Annotated in this window: 14 protein-coding genes; 6 read left to right on the top strand and 8 right to left on the bottom strand. The window is 66.9% G+C overall.

The genetic code is table 11. The annotated features are described in order from the left end of the window. Nucleotides 1-239: 239 nt before the first annotated feature. Both KPL74_18135 and KPL74_18130 read right to left on the bottom strand, forming a co-directional pair. Entirely contained in the window at nucleotides 240-2972 is a 2733-nt protein-coding gene (locus tag KPL74_18135) for a TonB-dependent receptor (GenBank protein ID QWT19655.1), read from the bottom strand. 119 nt (nucleotides 2973-3091) lie between these two features. Continuing rightward, nucleotides 3092-4087, bottom strand: a complete 996-nt coding sequence (locus KPL74_18130) for a glucokinase (protein QWT19654.1) — start codon at nucleotides 4085-4087, stop codon at nucleotides 3092-3094. 426 nt (nucleotides 4088-4513) lie between these two features. Between KPL74_18130 and KPL74_18125 the strand changes: the two genes are divergently transcribed. The 3 genes from KPL74_18125 (at nucleotide 4514) to proP (ending at nucleotide 8693) form a co-directional block, all read left to right on the top strand. Then, on the top strand, nucleotides 4514-5803 hold the full coding sequence (locus KPL74_18125) for a sugar MFS transporter (protein ID QWT19653.1): 1290 nt from the start codon (nucleotides 4514-4516) through the stop codon (nucleotides 5801-5803). A 64-nt stretch (nucleotides 5804-5867) separates the two neighbouring features. Continuing rightward, a complete protein-coding gene (locus KPL74_18120) occupies nucleotides 5868-6896 on the top strand; it encodes a LacI family DNA-binding transcriptional regulator (protein QWT19652.1) in 1029 nt (342 codons plus the stop codon). A 306-nt stretch (nucleotides 6897-7202) separates the two neighbouring features. After that, nucleotides 7203-8693, top strand: a complete 1491-nt coding sequence (proP, locus tag KPL74_18115; protein ID QWT19651.1) for a glycine betaine/L-proline transporter ProP — start codon at nucleotides 7203-7205, stop codon at nucleotides 8691-8693. A gap of 107 nt (nucleotides 8694-8800) precedes the next feature. Here proP and KPL74_18110 read toward each other — a convergent pair whose 3' ends face one another. The 5 genes from KPL74_18110 to zwf form a co-directional block, all read right to left on the bottom strand. Next, a complete protein-coding gene (locus KPL74_18110) occupies nucleotides 8801-9655 on the bottom strand; it encodes a DMT family transporter (GenBank protein ID QWT19650.1) in 855 nt (284 codons plus the stop codon). 70 nt (nucleotides 9656-9725) lie between these two features. Continuing rightward, the gene (eda, locus tag KPL74_18105) at nucleotides 9726-10373 is read right to left on the bottom strand and encodes a bifunctional 4-hydroxy-2-oxoglutarate aldolase/2-dehydro-3-deoxy-phosphogluconate aldolase (GenBank protein QWT19649.1); all 648 of its coding nucleotides are present in this window, start codon (nucleotides 10371-10373) and stop codon (nucleotides 9726-9728) included. Between the two features lie 15 nt (nucleotides 10374-10388). Then, nucleotides 10389-12200, bottom strand: a complete 1812-nt coding sequence (edd, locus tag KPL74_18100; protein ID QWT19648.1) for a phosphogluconate dehydratase — start codon at nucleotides 12198-12200, stop codon at nucleotides 10389-10391. A gap of 42 nt (nucleotides 12201-12242) precedes the next feature. Then, nucleotides 12243-12944, bottom strand: a complete 702-nt coding sequence (gene pgl, locus KPL74_18095) for a 6-phosphogluconolactonase (GenBank protein QWT19647.1) — start codon at nucleotides 12942-12944, stop codon at nucleotides 12243-12245. Continuing rightward, entirely contained in the window at nucleotides 12941-14413 is a 1473-nt protein-coding gene (zwf, locus tag KPL74_18090; GenBank protein ID QWT19646.1) for a glucose-6-phosphate dehydrogenase, read from the bottom strand. The genes pgl and zwf overlap by 4 nt, the downstream gene beginning before the upstream one ends. A 237-nt stretch (nucleotides 14414-14650) precedes the next feature. On the opposite strand from zwf, the gene KPL74_18085 reads away from it, so the two are divergent. The 3 genes from KPL74_18085 to nagA all read left to right on the top strand — a co-directional run bounded on the left by KPL74_18085 (nucleotide 14651) and on the right by nagA (nucleotide 17778). Further along, nucleotides 14651-15403, top strand: a complete 753-nt coding sequence (locus KPL74_18085) for a GntR family transcriptional regulator (protein ID QWT19645.1) — start codon at nucleotides 14651-14653, stop codon at nucleotides 15401-15403. Nucleotides 15404-15416: 13 nt separating this feature from the next. Beyond that, on the top strand, nucleotides 15417-16451 hold the full coding sequence (locus KPL74_18080; protein ID QWT19644.1) for an SIS domain-containing protein: 1035 nt from the start codon (nucleotides 15417-15419) through the stop codon (nucleotides 16449-16451). A gap of 178 nt (nucleotides 16452-16629) precedes the next feature. After that, a complete protein-coding gene (gene nagA, locus KPL74_18075; GenBank protein QWT19643.1) occupies nucleotides 16630-17778 on the top strand; it encodes an N-acetylglucosamine-6-phosphate deacetylase in 1149 nt (382 codons plus the stop codon). 493 nt (nucleotides 17779-18271) lie between these two features. On the opposite strand, the gene KPL74_18070 is transcribed toward nagA, so the two are convergent. Further along, nucleotides 18272-21295, bottom strand: a complete 3024-nt coding sequence (locus KPL74_18070; protein QWT19642.1) for a TonB-dependent receptor — start codon at nucleotides 21293-21295, stop codon at nucleotides 18272-18274. Nucleotides 21296-21421 lie beyond the last annotated feature (126 nt).

Below are 21421 nucleotides of genomic sequence, written 5' to 3'. Positions count from 1 at the left end.
AGGAGACCGAAGCCTACGGCTTGGGAGAGTGGGGCGTAAAGGGTTCAGAGTTAAGAGTTGAGAGTAACAGCGCGAAGCAAGAAATCGCTCCACACCCGCAACCCTTAACTCTCAACCCTAAACGCTCCACTCTTTTAAAAAAAAAGCGGGCCCGGCAAGGAGATCGGCGGGCCCGAGGGGAATTGGAGCTTCGAGGGTTATGTGCGGCCATCCGTGGCCGCCATGCCATGACGCTAACGTCAGAGGTCGAAGTGCACCGAAGCCATGTAGCGGCGGCCGGTCGTGTACTTGGCCACCGGCAGCGAGGTGACGGTGAGGTACTGCTTGTACTCTTCGTTCGTCAGGTTCATGCCCGCGAGGGTGAACGAGACGTTCTTGTTGAGCTTCCAGCCGATCGTCGCGCCCAGGTCGCCGTAGTCGGCCGTGGTGGCCGGCGGCGCACCGGCGATGTAACCGCCGGCGAGGTACTTGCTGCGCCAGTTGTACGTGACGCGGGCGCTGAATGGGCCGTTCTCGTAGTACGGGCTGAGCGAGTAGGCGTTCTTCGAGTTGTACGGCAGCGAACCACCGGAATCGAGCGTGCCCTTGGCATACGTGTAGCTCGCGGTCATGCCGAAGCCGGTATCCCAGAACGCCTGCTGGTAGCTCAGGCTGCCGCCACGGACCTTGCCGGCACCCGTGTTGCGCAGACGGCTGATCGAGTACTCGCAGAAACCGTCCGGCGTGCAGAGGCCCTGGGCCACCTGGCGCGCGAACGTGGTCGGGTCGTTGAGCAGGCCCGAGTTGAACTGCAGTTCGTTGGCCGAATCGACGACGGTGTAGTTGTCGATCTTCTTGTAGAAGCCGGTCAGCGCGAGGTACGACTGCGGTGCGAAGTACCACTCACCCGACACCGAGTAGTTCTTCGAGCTGTAGTCCTTCAGGTTCGGGTTGCCACCCGAGCCGGTCAGCACCGAGTCGTTGAGGAACAGGTTGTTCACCTGCATGTTGTACGGCGGACGCGCGATCACCTTGGCGGCGGCTGCACGCAGCACGACGTCGTCGGTCAGGTCATAGGCCACGTTGAGGCTGGGCAGCCAGTTCTTCGACGTGCGCGACGAGGTCTGCCACGAGCCGGCCGGGGCCGGCAGCACCGGGGCGCCGCTGTAGTTGAAGCCGGTGCCGTCGGTCTTCGTATCCACGTAGCGGATACCGAAGTTGCCGTGGAAGCCACCGCCCGCGAAGTTGGCCTGGGCGTAAGCCGCGTTGGTCTTCTCGACCAGCTTGTACGTACCGTTGAGGTAGGTACCCGGGTCTTCGTTGCCGCCGTTGGTGTTGCGCACCCAGGCGTACTGGGCGTCACGGTCGGGCATCACGTGGCTGGCCGAACCGTCGAGGCCGTTGAGCGCATCGAGCGTGTCGGTGTAGCCGCCAAAGCCGAGCGCGGCCAGGTTGGTCGGTGCGTTGCCGCCGTAGACGTGGGCGTTCATGCCCTCTTCGTGACGGTTCCAGCGGTAGCCGACGGCGATTTCGTTGATGAACGAATCGAAGTACTTCGAGAAGTCCAGCTGGGCGTAGGTGTCGCGCGAGTGCGCCGAGTACGAGCCGTAGTTGCCGGGCCAGCCGCCGAGGCCGTCGACGTCGCCCATGTGCCAGTTGGCCGGGTCACGCGCGGCTGCGGGGCTGTCGAAGTTGAAGCCCTTGTTGATGTCCCAGGTGTAGCCACCGGCGTACACCGGCTCCATCACGGCCTGGGAGATGTTGTTGTTGATCGCCTTGCTGTAGCCGGCCGCGCTGGCGAGCTGCCAGCCGTCGCCCTGCCAAGTCGACTTCAGGTCGTGGGCAACCGTACGCACCACCGACTTGCGGATGTTGCTGTCGAACGTGCCCTGCGCGATCGCCGGGCAGTTCGGATCGTCGTTGCCGCAGACATGGCCACCGGTGACCACGCCGTTCGGGCCCTGGTTGAAGCTGGTGACGTTACCCGGCGTGGCGCCGGTGAACGGATACAGCGACTGGTTCCAGTTGTCGAAGTTCTCGCGGACGAACAGGTTGTTGAACTCGAGCGACCAGTTGTCGGTCGGGCGCAGCTGGAAGCCCAGCGTCGCGGTATCGCGCTTGCGCTTCTGCTGGAACCACGCCGAGTTGATTTCGTCGGGCACCTTGGCGTTCGGATCGAGCGAACCGTTGGCGATGCCGGCGGCGACGGCCGGGCTCGAAGCCCACTTGGAGACCGGGCTGTAGCTGAAGATCTCGAAGCCCTGGCGGTCGATCTTTTCCTCGTAGTGCTGGATCGAGGTGATCACGCCGAACGTGCTGGCGTCGTTCTTCCAGCTGTACAGCGCCGAGCCGTTCGGGCGTGCGCCCGGCGTGCCCTGGTCGTTGTAGTTCAGGCCGAACGAACCGCGCACGGTGTTGGCCGGCAGGTCGAGCGGCTCGAGCGTGTGCAGCAGCACGGTACCGCCCAGGCTGCCTTCGGTGAGGCGCGCCTCGGGCGACTTGTAGACTTCCAGGCGACCGACGATTTCCGGCGCCAGCATGGTGAAGTCGAAGCCGCGGTTCGGCTGTGCGCCGTACTGCCACGGCGTCTGCGACACCGGCTGGCCGTTGAGGAACGTGAGGTTCAGGCTGGGATCGGTGCCGTCGATGGACACGCGGTCGCCCTGGCCGAACTGACGGTCGATGGTGACGCCCGGGATCTGCGTCATCGCTTCGGCGACGTTGGTGTTCGGGAACTTGCCAATGTCTTCGGCGGTGACGGCCTCGACGATGGCGTCGGCATTGCGCTTGGTGTCCAGCGACTTCTCGAGGCTGGCGCGGATGCCGGTGACGGTGATGCCCTCGAGCTGCGCGGCCTTGGCGGCGTCAGCTTTTTCCTGGGCGGTCTGCGGCTTGGCGGGCGGGGCCGACGCGTCCTGCGCGGCGGCAATACCCGTGAAGCAACAGAGTCCGGCGATGATGCTCGCCGCGAGCAGGTTCCTACGATGCGACATGGTGTCCTCCCCTCAGAGGATGTAGCTTCGGCGGGTTTCGCGACCGCGCCTGGCTTTCGTTGCTATCGAGAGGCCTTTCGGCCCGGTTTTTTACTAAGCCTGCGTTCCTTTCTCGCTCATCAATGAGCAGCCGAACCGTGCAGGTAGAGACCGGCGGCACCGATCACTCCCAACTGTCCGTGGTCCATCAGACGTACCGGCACTTGCTGGAGAAAGGCGCGCATAACGCCCTTGTTGAAAAACCTGTCGGCGAAGCTGCTGGCGGCGAGGTACTCACGCACTTGCGGCAGGATGCCGCCGGCGAGGAATACGCCACCACGCGCGCCGTAAAGCATCGCGAGATCGCCGACGAAGCTGCCGAGCAGCCCGCAGAACACGTCCAGTGCCTCCACCGCGGCGGGATCGTTCCCGGCGAGTGCGGCAGCGGTGACGCCTGCAGGTTCGGCCAGCGTCGCGGGCGTGCCGCGCAGCGTCGAAATAGCCTGGTAGAGGTTGACGAGGCCCGGGCCCGAAAGCGCGGTCTCGTACGGTACGTAGTCGCGGCCCTTCGCCAGCTCGGCGAGGATCGCCGCTTCGCGCGCGTTGCCCGGTGCCAGCGAGATCTGGCCCGCTTCGGTCGGCAGGACGGTCGCGTGCGGCTTGCCCGGCAAGAGCACGGCGGAACCCAGGCCGGTGCCCGGGCCCATCACGAGGATCGGCCCGGCCACCGGCGCGGTGTCCGGCTGGATGATCGCGGTGGTTTCGTGGTCGCGCAGGAACTGGCAGGCGTAGGCCACGGCTTCGAAGTCGTTGACCACGCGCAGGCCGGTGAGATGCAGGCTGTCGCGGATATGCCCGATCGAGACCGGCCAGGGCAGGTTCTCGTTGACGATGGCGTCGCCGAGCACGTAGCCCGCGCTGGCCACCGCGCAGTGGCGCACGGCGAACTGGCCGTCGAGGTGGGTCAGGAAATCCTGCAGCACGGCGGTCAGGCTCGGCCATTCGGCACAGGCGTAGCGCTCGTAGCGCAGCACTTCGAACGTACCGCCGGCCAGGGCCTGGCGGACGAGGCCAATGCGGGCATGCGTGCCGCCCACGTCGGCGGCGATGAACGCCTCCGCCCGGGTCGTATGCACGGCTTCCCGCTTTTTAGCCGATTCACCCACGTTCTTGCCCCTTGTCCGTTCGATACCGCCACATGAAAAGTGCGTGACGTCCCCGTTGCAATTCAGTCTGTAAGCGGGATGACAACGTTGTCAACAGGACAAATGGCTAGGACACTGGTCATTCCATCGTGCAGCGCAACAGGAAACGTTTACGAGCGCCGCCCGATTTTCCGCAGACGCGGCTGGGGATGGCCCGCGCCATCGGATTGGATAGGGCAATCAGCCGGTTGCGGCGGCGCGGCATCGAAAGTGGTGGCGCGGCGGGCGCCGGCGGCAGCCCGCGCAAAGCCGATTGACAACGTTGCGCGCACGAGTCAATAAAGGGACAAAAGCGGGCTACCCCGGGTCGTGCCGCGACCGGAGTCCGGCCATTACACAAGCAAGGGGAGCAACCCAATGTCGTCAACCACGGCCGCCGTCGGCGAGACACGCCATTCGAGCGTCGGGCCGATGATCATCATCGGCATCCTGTTTTTCATCTTCGGCTTCGTCACCTGGCTCAACGGCCCGCTGATCACCTTCGTGAAGCTTGCCTTCAACCTCGACGACGTGGGCGCGTTCCTGGTCCCCAGCGCTTTCTATCTCTCCTACTTCTTCCTCGCCCTGCCCGCCTCCTTCATCCTGAAGAAGACCGGCATGAAGAAAGGCATGGGCCTGGGCCTGTTCGTGATGGCGATCGGCGCGGCCACCTTCGGCCAGTTCGTCACCATGCGCGTCTACCCGGGTGCCCTCACCGGCCTCTTCATCATCGGCGCAGGCCTTTCGCTGCTGCAGACGGCGTCCAACCCGTACATCTCGGTGCTCGGCCCGATCGACAGCGCGGCCCAGCGCATCGCCTTCATGGGCATCTGCAACAAGATCGCCGGTGCACTCGCCCCGTTCGTGTTCGGCTGGGTGGTGATGAGCAACATCGGTGGCTTCGACAAGCAGATCGCCGCGGCCGCGTCGCAGGAGGAGAAGGAAGCGCTGCTCAACGCCTTCGCCGCGAAGGTGCACATGCCGTACCTCGCCATGGCCGGCCTGCTGGTGGTGCTGGCGATCTGGGTGGTGCGTTCGTCGCTGCCGGAAATCCGCGCATCCACCGATAACTCCGAGCGTGCCATCGGCCACGCGAAGGGCAGCATCTTCAGCTTCCCGCACCTGTGGCTCGGCGTGCTCTGCCTGTTCGTCTACGTGGGCGTGGAAGTGATGGCGGGCGACGCCATCGGCACCTACGGCCAGGGCTTCGGCATGACCCCGGAAGACACCAAGCACTTCACCTCGTTCACCCTGTTCGCGATGCTGATCGGTTACGTCGCCGGCCTAGTGCTGATCCCGAAGGTGGTGTCGCAGCACAAGTACCTGGCCCTGTCGGCGGTGCTCGGCGTGCTGTTCTCGATCGGCACGTATGTCACCACCGGCTATACCTCGGTCGGCTTCGTCGCCGCGCTGGGCTTCGCCAACGCGATGATGTGGCCGGCAATCTTCCCGCTGGCGATCAAGGGCCTGGGTTCGCTGACCGAGTTCGGCTCGGCACTGCTGATCATGGGCATCGCGGGCGGCGCCATCGTCCCGCAGCTGTTCGCGCACCTGAAGCAGGGCCACGACTTCCAGCTGGTGTTCCTGGCCATCATGGTGCCGTGCTACCTGTACATCCTGTATTACGGGGCGGCGGGCCATAAAGTCGGCCAGCACGCGAAGGGCTAAGGCCCATCTTCGCTCGACGACGGCCATCCGCTAGGATGGCCGTCTTGCTATCGAGGGTCGTAGATTGCGTAGCCCCACCATCAAGGACGTGGCCGAGCGGGCCGGCGTTTCGCTGAAGACCGTCTCCCGCGTCATCAACCACGAACCGTCGGTCCACGCCCGCACCCGCGACAAGGTGCAGCGCGCCATCGAGGCACTCGATTACCAGCCTGACCAGGCCGCACGCAGCCTGCGCAGCGCGCGCACCTATGCGCTGGGCCTGGTCTACGACAACCCCAACGCCCACTACGTCATCGCGATGCAGAACGGCGTGCTGTCGGTCTGCCGCGAGCGTGGCTTCGGCCTGCAGATCCACCCCTGCGATTCGTCCGCGCCGCGCCTTGCCGAACAGCTGGGTGACCTGGTCCGGCGCAACCGCCTGGCCGGCCTGGTGCTGTGCCCGCCGATGTCGGAACAGCCGGGCCTGCTCTCGCTGCTGACCGAGCAGGGCGTGCCGTTCGTGCGGATCATTTCCGCCCGGCAGGATCCGAAGGATGGCTGGCCGTGCGTGTTCGTCGACGACCGCGACGCGGCGTACGCGATCACCGAGCACCTGATCCAGCTCGGCCATCACCGGATCGGTTTCCTCTGGGGCGGCAAGGAACATCGCTCCAGCCCGGAGCGCTACCAGGGTTACGCGGACGCGTTGCGCGAGTACGGCATCGAGGTCGACACGGCGCTGGTCGTCGAAGGCGACTATTCATTCGACGACGGATTCCGTGGCGCGCGCAAGCTGCTTGGCCTGCGCAACCCACCCACGGCCATCTTCGGTTCGAACGACGAGATCGCCGCCGGCGTCCTCGCGGCGGCACGCTCCGGCGGCGTCGACGTGCCGTGGGAGCTGTCGATCGCCGGCTTCGAAGACAGCCCGTTCTCCAAGCAGTCCTGGCCCGCGCTGACCACCGCGCGGCAGAACACCGAAGAAATCGGCCGGCATGCGGCACAACGCCTCATCGCCGAGATCGAACGCGATGGCGGTGCGCCGGAAATCGACAACGAAGGCTTCAGCCCCGACCTGGTCGTGCGCGGCTCCACCGCCCCCCGCCGCCTGTAGGAGCGCGCCTGCGCGCGACGGGTGCGCCCGCGCGCGAAAATCGCGTGGCCATGTGCCCCGTCGTGCACAGGTGCGCCCATACATGGCCGCGCCGACCACATCGCTTTAACGCCCCGTTTGTTAAGCTTTACGGGATATCCATCGCACCGCTGCCTGCGTGTGCCCTACATGGATATCCCGTAGTCCCCTATTGAGCGGGCTTCGTCGAGTGGCGCGTTTCGCGCTGCGCACCCCTAATCCCCAGGACGGTTGGCCCCGGCCACGCTTGCGTGTGCCTGCGCGTCCGCGAGAACAGGAGCACGAACGATGCAGGACACTGCCGGGCACGACGCCCATTTCGGTTGGTTCACCCGCCGCCGCAAACACCTCAAGCCCGACGACCTGACCATCGTCGACGAGGGCATGCTGAAGCGTGCCGTCGGTGCCGCCGCGCTCGGCAACGCCATGGAGTGGTTCGACTTCGGCGTCTACGGCTACCTCGCCGTCACCCTCGGCCATGTGTTCTTCCCGGGCAGCAGCCCGACCGCGCAGGTGATCGCCACCTTCGCGACGTTCACCGTCGCCTTCCTCGTTCGCCCGATCGGCGGCGTGGTGTTCGGTCCGCTAGGCGATCGCTTCGGTCGCCAGCGCGTGCTCGCCGCGACCATGATCATGATGGCGATGGGCACCTTCGCCATCGGCCTGATCCCCAGCTACGACCGCATCGGCCTGTGGGCACCGGTGCTTCTGTTGCTCGCGCGCCTGCTGCAGGGCTTCTCCACCGGCGGCGAATACGGCGGCGCGGCGACCTTCATCGCCGAATATTCCACCGATGCCCGGCGCGGGCAGATGGGTAGCTGGCTGGAGTTCGGGACGCTGGGCGGATACATCGCCGGCGCGGGCGTGGTCACCGCCCTGACCACCCTGCTCGGCGAAGCGGACATGCTGGCCTGGGGCTGGCGCGTTCCGTTCCTCGTCGCCGGCCCGCTCGGCCTGTTCGGCCTGTACATGCGCATGAAGCTGGAGGAAACCCCGGCGTTCAAGGCACATGCCGAGGCGATGGAAGCCGCGGGCGATACGCCGCGCATCGGCTTGCTCGAGCTGGTCTCGGTGCACGGCCCGCAGCTGTTGAAGTGCATCGGCCTGGTGCTGGTGTTCAACGTCACCGACTACATGCTGCTGACCTACATGCCCAGCTACCTCACCGTGACGCTGGGCTACAGCGAGGCCAAGGGCCTGCTGCTGATCCTGATCGTGATGCTGGTGATGATGCCGCTGAATGTCGTCGGTGGCCGCTTCAGCGACCGCATCGGCCGCCGCCCGATGATCATCGGTGCATGCGCCGCGATGTTCCTGCTCGCGGTACCGTGCATGCTGCTGGTCGGCACCGGCAACGACGCGCTGATCTTCGCCGGCCTGATGCTGCTCGGCATCACCCTGGTCTGCTTCACCAGCACGATGCCGGCGACCTTGCCCGCGCTGTTCTACACGCCGGTGCGCTACAGCGCGCTGTCGATCGCGTTCAACGTGTCGGTGTCGCTGTTCGGTGGCACGACGCCGCTGGTCACCGCGTGGCTGGTCGAACGCACGGGCGATCCGCTGGTGCCGGCGTATTACCTGATGGGTGCGGCGGTGATCGGCGTGATCACCATGCTGTTCGTGCGCGAAACGGCAGGCCTGCCGCTACGCGGTTCGCCGCCGGCCGTCGCCGACCACGCCGAAGCGAAGGAACTGCTCGCCAGCGACGCGCCGCTGACGGTCGACGAAACCCTGCCGCCGCTGCCCGAAGACACCCCCAGCGAACCCCGCCTCGTGTAGGAGCGCGCCTGCGCGCGATTGCCCGGTGTGGTAACCGAGGCGACAGGTAATACGGAGGCCCAGCGCGAAAGGTCCGTCGCGAAAGGCTGTCGCGCGCAGGCGCGCTCCTACACGGCGACGGTCATCACGACGATCGCCGCGATGGCCAACGCGATGCCCACCCAGTTCACCGGCGCCAGCTTCTCCCTGAAGCCCACGGCGCCGACCAGCGTGCCCAGCACCACCACGCCGACGTTCATCGATGCGAAGACCAGGGACGGATCCTTCGGCAGGGCGACATGGCCCTTCACGTAGAACAGGATGTTGGCGAAGTTGAAGGCGCCCAGCAGCACGCCGGAACCGATGCTGCGCAGGGTGAGCGGCGCCTTGCCAGCGGCGGCGCGCACCGCGACGACGATCCAGCACAGCAGCATCGCGATCAGGAACGCGCCCAGCAGGCCTGCGGCGAACGACGCGCCGGCCTTCGCCACCAGTTTGAAGCAGATGTCGATCGCGCCGAACCCCGCGAACACCAGCAGCGGCGCCCACCACGCACCGGGCTCCGTCGTGCCGCGCTGCCTGCGCCACAGGACGCAGCCCACGGCAAGCAGGGCGATGCCGATGCCGAGCGCCTTCTGCGTGGTCAGCACGTCGCCGAGGAAGACGAAGGCGGCAAACAGGGAGACGAACAGCGACAGCCGCTGCGCCACGTCGGTGCGAACGATGCCGGCGGTGCGTACCGACCGTGCCAGCACGACGAAGATCGCGGGCAGCAGGATGCCCAGCGCGACCAGCGGCGGCCACGTCGGCTTCGCCTCGATCACCGCCTGCGGCGTGGCGCCGAGCAGCTGCCAGGCGAGCAGGGACGCCACCACGTAATTCGTGGCGACGGCCTGGACGATGTCGATGCCCGCGCGACGGGCGAGCTTCAGCAGGACGGAAACCGCGACGCTGAAGAGAACGGCAAGAAGGATGTAAACCATGGGACCACGAACTGGGTATACGGGAGTGCGAAGGATCGCACGCCCGGGCCCGGTTTACCCGCCGCCGTGGTCAGCGACGCCTGAGCTGCGCGGCTTCGCGGGCCAGCGCTTCGATCGCGGCGTAGTCGCCGGCGGCGAGCTTGTCGGCCGGGGTCAGCCACGATCCACCCACGCAGGCCACGTTGGGCAGCGAGAGGAAATCCGGGGCATTGGCGAGGCTGATGCCACCGGTCGGGCAGAAGGTGATCTGCGGCAGCGGCGACGCCCATGCGCCGATCAGCTTCGCGCCACCCGCCGGCACGGCCGGGAAGAACTTCTGGAAGCGGTAACCACGCTCGAGCAGGGCCATGGCTTCGCTCGACGTGGCCGCGCCCGGCAGCAACGGCAGCTCGGAATCGTCGGCCGCATCGAGCAGGCGCGGGCTGCTACCCGGCGACACCGCGAACTTCGCACCGGCCTTCAGCGCGGCGTCGAGGTCTTTCGCGGTAAGCACGGTGCCCACGCCGATGAACGCACCTTCGACTTCGGCCGCGATCGCACGCACCGCATCCAGCGCGGCCGGCGTGCGCAGGGTGACCTCGATCGCCGGGATACCACCCGCGACCAGGGCGCGAGCCATGCCCACCGCCTTCGACGCGTCGTCGATGATCACCACCGGAACCACCGGTGCGAGTGCGAGGGTGGATGCGACCTTGGCCTGCTTTGCTTCGTTGCTCATCATTGCTCCGGTAGTTCAGAACACGCCCGCGCCGAGGTCGGCCGCGACGGCCGACTGGCGGAACATGGCAAAAAGTTCGCGACCCATGCCGGTGTGGTGCACACCCAGGTCGATGTTGTCGGGGACGCGCGCGTTCCACTCGTCCGCCGCCACCAGCACCTCCAGCGAACCGGTGTTGGCGTCGACGCGGACCATGTCGCCGGTGCGAACGCGTGCGATCGGGCCGCCGGCTTCCGCTTCGGGCGTGACGTGGATCGCCGCCGGGACGCGTCCGGAGGCGCCGGACATGCGGCCGTCGGTCACCAGCGCCACGCGATAGCCACGGTCCTGCAGCAGGCTGAGCGTCGGCGTCAGCTTGTGCAGCTCGGGCATGCCACGCGCACGCGGGCCCTGGAAACGCACCACGGCGACGAAGTCGCGATTGAGTTCGCCGCGATCGAAGGCCGCCTTCACGTCGTCCTGCTCGTCGAACACGATCGCCGGCGCTTCGATCACCATGCGGTCGTCGGGCACCGATGAGACCTTGATCACGCTGCGGCCGAGGTTGCCCTTGAGCATGCGCAGGCCACCGTCGTGGCGGAACGGTTCGCTGATCGCGCGGAGCACGCCACGGTTACCGCTTTCCTTCGACACCGGCTTCCACGCGAGGCGGCCGTCGTCAAGCACGGGCAGCTGGCGATAGGCCTCGAGGCCGTGGCCCATGATCGTGTTCACGTCGTTGTGCAGCAGGCCCGCGTCGAGCAGCTGGTCCATCAGGAAGCCCATGCCGCCGGCATCGTGGAAGTGGTTCACGTCCGCGTAGCCATTCGGATACACGCGCGCCAGTAGCGGCACGACCGACGACAGCGCGTCGAAATCGTCCCAGCGCAGGTCGATGCCCGCCGCGCGCGCGATCGCCACCAGGTGCAGCAGGTGGTTGGTCGAACCACCAGTGGCGTGCAAGCCGACCACGCCATTGACGATGGCGCGTTCGTCGATGATGCGGCCGACCGGCATGTAATGGTCACCGATGCAGTCGGACGCCAGCACGCGTTCCACGGTCGCGTCGGTCAACGCGTTGCGCAGCGGCGTGTCCGGCGGCTCGAAGCTCGACCCGGGCAGGTGCACGCCCATGATCTCCATCAGCATCTGGTTGGAGTTGGCCGTGCCGTAGAAGGTGCAGGTGCCCGCGCCGTGGTAGGAACGCGCCTCGGCTTCGAGCAGCTCCGCGCGCGAGGCCTTGCCGGCGGCGAAGGCCTGGCGGACCTTGGACTTCTCTTCGTTCGGGATACCCGACGGCATCGGGCCCGAGGGCACGAAGGCGCTGGCGAGGTGGCCGAACGACAACGCGCCGATCAGCATGCCGGGCACGATCTTGTCGCAGATGCCGAGGTAGAGCGCGCCTTCGTACATGTCGTGCGAAAGCGACACCGCCGTGGCCATGGCGATCAGGTCGCGCGAGAACAGCGACAGCTCCATGCCCGGACGCCCCTGGGTGACGCCGTCGCACATCGCCGGCACGCCACCGGCGACCTGCGCCGTGGCGCCAAGGCGACGGGCGACGGTGCGGATGCGCTCCGGGTAACCCTCGTACGGCTGGTGCGCCGAGAGCATGTCGTTGTACGCGGTGACGATCGCGATGTTGGCAGCATGGCCGTTGCGCAGCGCATCCTTGTCGGACTCGCACGAGGCGGCGAAGCCGTGCGCGATGTTGCCGCAGGACAGGTGGTGGCGACGGGCACCTTTGCCGCGAGCGGCGTCGATCTTGGCGAGGTAGGCCGCGCGCGTGGCATGGCTACGCTCGACAATGCGCTGGGTCACCTCGGCGAGGACGGGATGCAGGGTCATGGCGTGTGTTCTCGGGCTTTGACCAGATGGAACGGGCGCCGCTCAGGGCGCCCAGAAGACGTGGACGGGAACGCGATCCTGGCCGAGCACGGCGCCGATCGGCAGCTCTTCGCCAGCCTCGGCCCGGGCCAGCAACGCCTTCTTGTCGTCGCCTTCGATGTGCAGGTACAGCGTGCCCGCGTCGAGCACGCGCGGCAGCGTCAGCGTGATGCGCGGCTCGCCGGCACCGCCGGCGCGCATCGAGATCACGGTCTGCGTGCCGTTCGGATCCAGCGCCGCGGCGAGGTTGTCGCCACCCGGGAAGAACGAGGCGGTATGCCCGTCCGGGCCCATGCCGAGCACGACCACGTCGAGCGGCTGGCCGAGCGCATCGATGCGCTTGCCGACATCGCCCAGGGCGGCGTCGACATCGTCCTTGTGTGCGCTGTCGAACAGCGGCACGAAGGTGGCCGTGTGCGCTTCATGGTGCAGCAGGTGCTGCGCGACCAGGCGCGCGTTGGAACGGTCGCTGTCGGTGTCGACCCAGCGCTCGTCGACCAGCGTGATCGACACCTTCGACCAGTCGATCTCCTGCTCGGCGAGCACGGCGAACATCATCTTCGGCGTGCCGCCGCCGGAGACCGCGATGGTGGCTTTGCCGCGCGCCTTGATGGCGGCGTCCAGCTTCGCCGCGATATCGCGGGCGAGCTGGTCGGCAAGGGTCAGTTTGTCGGCGAATTCATGGCGTTCGATCTTGGCGTTCATGCAGCGTCCTCGGCCCAGGTGCGGCCATCGCGTTCGATAAGCGCCACGGCGGCGCTGGGACCCCAGGTACCTGCGGTATACGGCTTCGGCGTGTCGCCGCTTGCTTCCCACGCGTCGAGGATGGGGCCGGCCCAGTTCCATGCCGCCTCGACTTCGTCGCGACGCATGAACAGGGTCGGGTTACCACGCACGACATCGAGGATCAGCCGCTCGTAGGCATCGGGCTGCTGCACGCCGAACGCCGTCGCGAAGCTCATGTCGAGCGGCACGTGGCGCAGGCGCAAGCCACCCGGACCCGGATGCTTGATGGTCAGCCACAGCTTCACCCCCTCGTCCGGCTGCAGGCGCAGCGTCAGGCGGTTGGGCAGCAGCGGACCGCTGGCGGGATCGAAGATCGAATGCGGCAGGGCGCGGAACACCACCACGATCTCCGACACACGGTTCGGCAGGCGCTTGCCGGTGCGCAGGTAGAACGGCACGCCGGCCCAGCGCCAGTTACCGATCTCCGCCTTGAGGGCGACGAAGGTTTCGGTCTTCGACTGGTCGCTGCCGAGTTCCTCGAAGTAACCCGGCACGCCCTGGCCTTCGGCCGCGCCCGCCCGGTACTGGCCACGCACGGTGAGCTGGGCCGCGTTGCTGGCGTTGATCGGGCGCAGCGAGCGCAGCACCTTGAGTTTCTCGTCGCGCACGGCGTCCGGCGCCAGCGACGACGGCGGCTCCATGGCGAGCATGCACAGCAGCTGCAGGATGTGGTTCTGGACCATGTCGCGCAGCGCGCCGGCACGGTCGTAGTAACCCGCGCGATGGCCGACGCCGACGGTTTCGGCGACGGTGATCTGCACGTGGTCGATGTGCTGGGCGTTCCACAGCGGCTCGAACAGCGCATTGCCGAAACGCAGCGCCAGCAGGTTCTGCACCGTTTCCTTACCGAGGTAATGGTCGATGCGGTAGGTCTGCGCTTCGCTGAAGACCTGGGCCACGGCATCGTTGATGGCGTTGGCGCTCTTCAGGTCGCGGCCGATCGGCTTCTCCAGCACCACGCGCGAACGCTCGCCATTCAGGCCGAGGCCGCCGAGGCGCTGGCAGATGTCGGTGAAGATCTCCGGCGAGGTCGACAGGTAGAACACGCGGATGTGGCTGGCGTGTTCACCCATGAGCGCCGCGAACTCGTCCCAGCCGTCCGCCTTGCGGGCGTCCAGCGAGCGATAGCCGACCATCTCGATGAAGGCATCCAGCTGGGCCGGGGCCACGTGGGCGACGGCCTTCTCGACGGCGCTGCGCACCTGCTCGCGGTAACCCGCGTCGTCGAGGCCTTCGCGGGCGACGCCGATGATCCGGCTGCCGGGCTGCAGCTGGCCATCCAGGAAGCGGTGGTACAGCGCGGGGAGAAGCTTGCGGATGGCGAGATCGCCGGTGCCGCCAAAGATGACCAGGTCAAAGGGTTCAACCGGGAGGGAAGGAGCGCTCACGACGGTGCCTCGATAAGTTCTGGGAGGTATGCCCAAGGATCGTACCAGTGACATACCACGAGGTACCAGCCCCGTACCAATCCGCTTGCCCTTCCCCTGTACGTAACCTTGTGATCACACGAAGGAAACGTTTTCACGTCTGATTTAGATCGTGCAAACAAACGTTCGGTCCAGTGGGGCGGCCCCCGGGGCGAAAACTGCCTTGCCGCAGTGGTCGGGTATTGGTATCTTCCCGGCATGGAATCCGCCCTCGTCGTTGAATACCAGCGCTTGCAACACGATCCGGCTGCCCGGCTGCCGCTGGCGTACATGCGCCTGCGCCGGGCCATCCGCAACGTGATCGAGAACGGCGAAGTGCAGGTGGGCCACGCCTTGCCGAGCGAACGTGACCTGGCCAGGGCCCTCACCCTGTCCCGGGTCACCGTTCGCAAGGCCATCGGTGGCCTGGTCGAGGACGGCCTGCTGACCCAGCGGCACGGCGCCGGCACCTTCGTGTCCGAGCGCATCGTCAAACCGCTGTCGCGCATGACCAGCTTCACCGAAGACCTGCGCGCCCGCGGCCTGAACCCGCGCTCGGAGTTCTTCGAAAAAGCCATCGGCGAGGTCAATCCCGAGGAAGCCATGGCGATGAACCTGTCGCCGGGCACCCTGGTCTGCCGCCTCCATCGCCTGCGTTACGCGGGCGACGAGCCGCTGGCGATCGAGCGCAGCGCGGTGCCCCTCGCGCTGCTGCCCGACCCCGGCCTGGTCGAGGACTCGCTTTACGAAGCCCTCGACAAGCTCGGCCACCGTCCCAACCGCGCCCTGCAGCGTCTGCGCGCCGTGGTCCTGGGTCCGGCGCAGATCCGCCTGCTGCGCCTGCCGGCCGGCAGCGCCGGCCTGAACATCGAACGGCGCAGCTTCCTCGACGACGGGCGCATCGTCGAGTTCACCAACTCCTGGTACCGCGGCGATATCTACGATTTCGTGGCGGAACTGCAAAGCGATTGACGAGCGAACGACGATGACCCTGCAGCCGCAAGACACCCTGATGTTCCGCGAAGCCCACGAGACCGCCGAGGTCGTCGAGCGCCAGCTGGCCCAGAACGAAGCCGTCGTCAGCGCACTGGCCGAGCGCCTGCGCGCGAACCCGCCGCGGATGGTGATCACCTGCGCCCGCGGCAGCTCCGACCACGCGGCGATGTACGCCAAGTACGTCTTCGAGACCCAGCTCGGCGTCGTCACCGCGTCGGCCTCGCCGTCGGTGACCTCGATCTACCACGCCTCGCAGCACCTCGATGGCGCGCTCTACGTCGCCGTCTCGCAGTCGGGCAAGAGCCCCGACCTGGTCCGCAACGCCGAAGCCGCCAAGCGCGCCGGTGCGTACGTGGTCGCCCTGGTCAACGTCGTCGATTCCCCGCTGGCCGCCGTCGCCGACGTGGTCGTGCCCTTGCACGCCGGCCCGGAAACCAGCGTCGCCGCGACCAAGAGCTACCTCGGCGCACTCTTCGCGATCCTGCACATCGCCGCCCGCTGGAGCGGCAAGGCCGAGATCGCCGACGCCATCGCCGCGCTGCCCGCACAGCTTCGCCAGGGCTGGGACGCCGACTGGACCTCGCTCACCGACGGCCTCGTCGACGCGCACAACCTGTTCGTCGTCGGCCGCGGCTTCGGCTTTGCCGGCGCCCTGGAAGCCGCACTGAAGTTCAAGGAAACCTGCGGCCTGCACGCCGAAGCCTTCAGCGCCGCCGAAGTGAAGCACGGCCCGATGGCGCTGGTCGGCCCGGATTTTCCGGTACTGTTCTTCGCCCAGAACGACGACACCCTGCCCGGCGTGCTCGACGTCGCCGCCGAGTTCCGCAAACGCGGCGCCAGGGTCTGGATCGCCGCCCCCGGCGCCACCGGCGAAGGCGTGCTGCCGCTGGTCGCCACCGCACCGGTCGCCGCGCCGCTGGTCACCGTGCAGAGCTTCTACCGCGCCACCGCCGCACTGGCGATCAAGCGCGGGTTCAATCCCGACGTGCCGCCGCATTTGAACAAGGTGACGGAGACGGTGTGAGAGCGGAGGTGGGAGATGGGGAGTGGGGGGATAGTCGTGGCGCGCGAGGGCACCTGCAGCTGCGCCGACGAAGCACATCCCGCACCCTTGCATGCTTGCCGCCCGCCACATGCCCGCGCCCCCACTTCCCATTTCCCATCCCCACCGACTCATCGCCCAACACCCCGGAAGCCTCGCCATGACCATCACCCTGACCAACGGCCGCGTTCTCACCGACAACGGTTTCCAGACTGGCTTCGCCGTGCTGGTGGACGACGGGAAGATCACCGGGTTGGCTTTGCCTTCGGATCCGCGGGTGCGTGCGGCGGAACGGCATGACCTGGGTGGGCGGACGCTGTTGCCGGGGTTCATCGACTGCCAGGTCAATGGCGGTGGCGGCGTGTTGTTCAACGACCAGCCGACCGTCGATGCGATCCGCGCGATCGGTGTCGCCCACGCGAAATACGGCACCACGGGTTTCCTGCCGACGCTGATCAGCGACGACGCCGAAGTGATGTCGCGTGCGATCGACGCCGTCAACGATGCCGTGGCCCAGGGCGTGCCGGGCGTGCTCGGCGTGCATCTCGAAGGCCCGTTCATCGCACCGGAACGCAAGGGCGTGCATGACCCGGCGAAGTTCCGCATCGCCGGCGCCGACGACATCGCCATGGTCGCCCGCCGCCACGGCGGCGTCACCCTGCTGACCCTCGCCCCCGAACGCGCCAGCGACGACGTGCTGCGCCAGCTGGTCGACAACGGCGTCATCGTCTGCGCCGGCCACACCGCCGCCGACTACGAAACCACGCGCCACGCCCTGTCGATGGGCGTACGTGGCTTCACCCACCTGTTCAACGCCATGACCCCGTTCACCAGCCGCGAACCCGGCGTCGTCGGCGCCGCGCTCGAAGACCACGCCAGCTGGTGCGGCCTGATCGTCGACGGCCACCACGTCCACCCCGCCTCCCTGCGCGTCGCCATCGCCGCGAAAACCCGCGAAAAGATGATGCTCGTCACCGACGCGATGCCCCCCGTCGGCTCCGACGACCCCCACTTCGTGCTCAAGGGCGAAACCATCACCGCCAAAGACGGCGTCTGCCAGACCGCCGACGGCACCCTCGCCGGCTCCGCCCTCGACATGGCCAGCGCCGTACGCAACACCATCGAAATGGTCGGCGTCCCGTACGACGAAGCCGCCCGCATGGCCTCCACCTACCCCGCCGCCTTCCTCGGCCTCGGCGCCACCCACGGCCACATCGCAGCCGGCTACCGCGCCGACTTCGTCGTCATGGACGACACCTACACCGTCGTCGAAACCTGGATCAACGGCAACCGCGTCTACACCGCCTGATCCCGACCCAGCACCGATTGCGCCGACCACGCTGCGGCTACGCCGCCATGCCCTGGTTCGCGCGCAGGCGCGCTCCTACACGAGCTGCCGATGCGTCGGGGATGCCGGTGCCGACGCTTTCCCACCCAGCTCGCCGCAAGAATGAAGAGAGCCCTCGGTGCCTACCCTCGAGGCGAGTTCCGCACAAGCGAGCGGCCGAAGGCCGATAAATACATGGGCCGCGGCTGCGGCCAACGTTGTCGAGCGCGGAGGACCTGTCTGAGCAGCGAGGGTAGGCACCGAGGGCTGTCCTGCGACCACGCATGAGCGCCGCGCGGACGGCCATCGCGCGCAGGCGCGCTCCTACAGGGCGGCGGTTCGGCCGGAGGCCGTGAAGGCATGCGCCGCAACGCGGCGAACCGCAGCACAAAAAAGGCCGGCGCTCCGCGCCGGCCAGATCAGGGGAGTTTGCGTGGTGCCCGCGGATACATCGCCCGCGGGCACCCTGTCACGCTTACAGGTTGAAGTCGTAACGCACGCCCAGGCGCAGGTAACGCGGATTCTGGAACGCGATCGGACGACGATAATCATCGCTGACCACCGGCTGCCCATTCGCATCCACCGAACCCGTCTCGCCCACGTCGATCTGCGCGACCGGACGCTGGCTACCCACCACGTTGAACACCGTCGCGGTAAACGCCAGCGGCTGGTTCTCACCCGCCCACATCGGCTTGTATTCCGCGTTCAGGTCCAGGTTCCAGGTATACGGCAGGCGACCCTTCGAACCACGCGGCGACGGCTGGAAGCCGCACTCGAAGTACGACGCGCCGTACTGGATCGCATCGGTCGGATCCAGGCCGATGCAGTTCTTCGGACGACCGGTCGCCACCGTCAGGTTGCCACCGAGCAGCCACTCCTGCGACGCCTGCCAGTAACCGTACGCCTTCAGCTGGTGCGTGCGATCGTTCGGCAGCGGGCCGTTGGTGTACTGCATGATTTCCGGCGCATCCCAGTCCTGGGTCACCGACGGATCGAGCTGGCCGATATCCGACTTCAGCTGGCCTTCCGAGTTGCCGTAGCTGCGCGAGAACGTGTAATCCACGCGGCCGTACCAGTCATCCGAGAAGTGATGCTCGAGGTACAGGTCGAGGGCGTAGTACGAACGCTTCAGGTCCGGGAAACCGATGCCCGAATCCGGGATGGTGAAGTCCGCCTTGCTGATGTCGAACGGCACGTAGTTACCGCCGCCCGTATCAACCAGGAAGGTGTTCGCCGAGCCCGGGTTGAACAGGTAGCAACCCGGCAACGACGCATTGGTGATGTCGATGTTGTGGGCGGCAGCGTAGTTCTCGAAGGGACGCGAGTCGCAGAAGTCGTCGATCGAGCTGCGCAGCTTGCGGTAGGTCGCCTTCGCGCCGAAGCTCCAGTTCTCGTTGATCGCCTTGTCGAAGCCCAGGATGTATTCATCCTGGAAGTAGGCCTTGATGTCCTTCGCGGCCACGGTCTTCGGGTCCGGCGTCGTGCCGTCTTCGCCGTTGAGGTAGGAGCGGCTGCCGAGTTGGGCCACGCCCGTCGGCTCGCCGTTCGGGCCGACGCCGGTATACGAGTAGTACTCGCTGTAATACGTCGACGCCGAGGCGCCGCGGATGGCGACGTTCGACGGGATGGCGAGATGGTAACGACCGGCGTTGGCATACACCTTGAAGCTGGAGTCGCCGAACACGTCCCAGGTGGCGCCGAGGCGCGGCGCGAGCTGGTGGCGCTGCTTCACGTAGGTGTCGCCAGCGCCGTTCAAGTTCTTGAACTGCTCGTTACGCAGGCCGAGGTAGACCATGAAGCGATCCGTGGCCTGCCAGTGGTCTTCGATGTACTGCGCTTCCTGCTCGGTCTTGACGCTCGCACCGGTTTCGAAGAGACGCTTCTCGACGAAGTAGGTGGTGCCCGGCGGCGGCACGATGTCCGGACGGCCCGGCACGGTACCGGCGTTGCGGTACACCCAGCGGTAACCGCCTTCGTAGATCTGGCCCGAGGTGGATTCCAGGGTCTGGTTATCCACGCCCACGCGGATGTCATGGTCGCCCGCGCGGTACTCGACGTCGAGGCGATAGCCGTGGGTCTTGTCGTTGGCGCCGGCATTGAGCACGGTGCCGTTGACCAGGCCGCAACCGGTGATCGGGTTTGCGATGCCGCGGCGGCTGTCGGTGATCCACGGGCAGTTCGGGCTACCGGAATAGCCGATGTCGCGCTCGTGCACCGTCTTGCTGTGGCCGTACAGCGCGGTCACGGTCAGGTCGTCGGTGAGGTAGCCGGTGTACTTGCCGATGTAGACGTCGCCGCCGGGGGTGGAACCCGGGCCCGCGTCGAAGTTCTTCAGGTTATCGGTACCGAGGTAATCGCCGCGGCTGCGCGTGGTGTAGTCGTACTTGTAGATGCTGCGCTCGGTGTTGGTCTTGTCGCCGATGCCGGTCACTTCCAGCAGGTGGCTGTCGGTGATGTTCCAGTCGATCTTGGCCATCCACTTCGTGGCCTTCTGCGTCTGGTTGGTACGCTGCGGCGCGAGGATGCTGCTGGTGCTCTTCTGGTCGGTGCGGGTGAAGTCACCGGCACCGTAGAAGAACAGCTTGTCCTTGATCAGCGGACCGCTCAGATACGCGGTGTACTGGGTGTCGCTGCGATCGTTGTCGCGACGGTTCTGGAACAGCTGGCCATTGGTGCGGTAGATGCTGCGCGCGGACTGGCGTGCGCCGTTCGGCTGGATGTACATGCCGAGGCCACCCTTCCAGGTGTTGCCGCCGCGCTTGGTCACGATGTTGATCACGCCGCCGGTGGAACGGCCGTATTCCGCGCCGTAGCCGCCGGTGAGCACCTGCTGCGAATCGATGGCGTCGAAAGGCAGGTTGACGAAGCCCAGGCCGGTCAGCGCGTTGGTGACCGAGAAACCGTTGATGTAGTACTGGTTCTCCGACGCGGACGAACCGCCGAAGGAGGCCACGTTGCCGTAGCGGCTGTCGCCGGCGATCACGCCGGGCGCCAGCAGGGCGGCGGCCGTGATGTCGCGGGCCAGCGGCAGCTTCTGCAGCTGCTCCGAGCTGAGCACGGTGCGCGAGTCGACCTGGGACACGTCGATCGCCGGCAGGGCGTTGCCGATCACCTGCACGCCTTCCAGGTTCTGCGCATTGGTGGCGCTGGCGGCCGCGGTGTTGCCGGCGAACGAGACATCCACGCCGCCGATGGCGACCGAGACGTTGTCGCGCGATTCGGCGATCGCGCCGTTGCGCTCCAGGCTGACCTTGTAGCGGCCGGTGGGCAGCGAACTGGCGCGGTAGCGGCCGTCGGATTCGACGTTCACGTCGCGGGTCAGGCCCGTGTCGAGGTTCTGCAGGTGGACGACGGCGCCTTCCGGCTGGGCGACGCGGCCGAAGATGTTGCCGGAGGCGTTGGACTGGGCGAGGGCGCCGCCGCTGGCGAGGCAGAGGGCAAGTGCGGTGCAAAGACTGGAACGGCGCAGGGCGCCGTGGAGCAGGGTGGAACGCTGCATGTGATGTCTCCCCGAATGAACTGCAAAGGCCGGTGCCGAAAGGTGGCGACCGAGCCCGTTCTCGACCCCTGCCGATGCGGTACCGCCGTGCCGTCCTGGCCACCTGCGGACCTGCCATCCCCCCGA

It is taken from the genome of Bacillus sp. NP157 (assembly GCA_018889975.1).
Lineage (GTDB): Bacteria > Pseudomonadota > Gammaproteobacteria > Xanthomonadales > Rhodanobacteraceae > Luteibacter.
Note: the sequence above shows the minus strand (reverse complement) of the source record. Positions and strands in the feature narration are given on the sequence as shown.

Excerpts from the sequence above, each read along its gene's own strand:
- KPL74_18135 (QWT19655.1), bottom strand. The coding sequence starts at position 2,972 with ATGTCGCATCGTAGGAACCTGCTCGCGGCGAGCATCATCGCCGGACTC.
- KPL74_18125 (QWT19653.1), top strand. The coding sequence starts at position 4,514 with ATGTCGTCAACCACGGCCGCCGTCGGCGAGACACGCCATTCGAGCGTC.
- proP (QWT19651.1), top strand. The coding sequence starts at position 7,203 with ATGCAGGACACTGCCGGGCACGACGCCCATTTCGGTTGGTTCACCCGC.
- KPL74_18110 (QWT19650.1), bottom strand. The coding sequence starts at position 9,655 with ATGGTTTACATCCTTCTTGCCGTTCTCTTCAGCGTCGCGGTTTCCGTC.
- eda (QWT19649.1), bottom strand. The coding sequence starts at position 10,373 with ATGAGCAACGAAGCAAAGCAGGCCAAGGTCGCATCCACCCTCGCACTC.
- edd (QWT19648.1), bottom strand. The coding sequence starts at position 12,200 with ATGACCCTGCATCCCGTCCTCGCCGAGGTGACCCAGCGCATTGTCGAG.
- pgl (QWT19647.1), bottom strand. The coding sequence starts at position 12,944 with ATGAACGCCAAGATCGAACGCCATGAATTCGCCGACAAACTGACCCTT.
- KPL74_18085 (QWT19645.1), top strand. The coding sequence starts at position 14,651 with ATGGAATCCGCCCTCGTCGTTGAATACCAGCGCTTGCAACACGATCCG.
- KPL74_18080 (QWT19644.1), top strand. The coding sequence starts at position 15,417 with ATGACCCTGCAGCCGCAAGACACCCTGATGTTCCGCGAAGCCCACGAG.
- nagA (QWT19643.1), top strand. The coding sequence starts at position 16,630 with ATGACCATCACCCTGACCAACGGCCGCGTTCTCACCGACAACGGTTTC.
- KPL74_18070 (QWT19642.1), bottom strand. The coding sequence starts at position 21,295 with ATGCAGCGTTCCACCCTGCTCCACGGCGCCCTGCGCCGTTCCAGTCTT.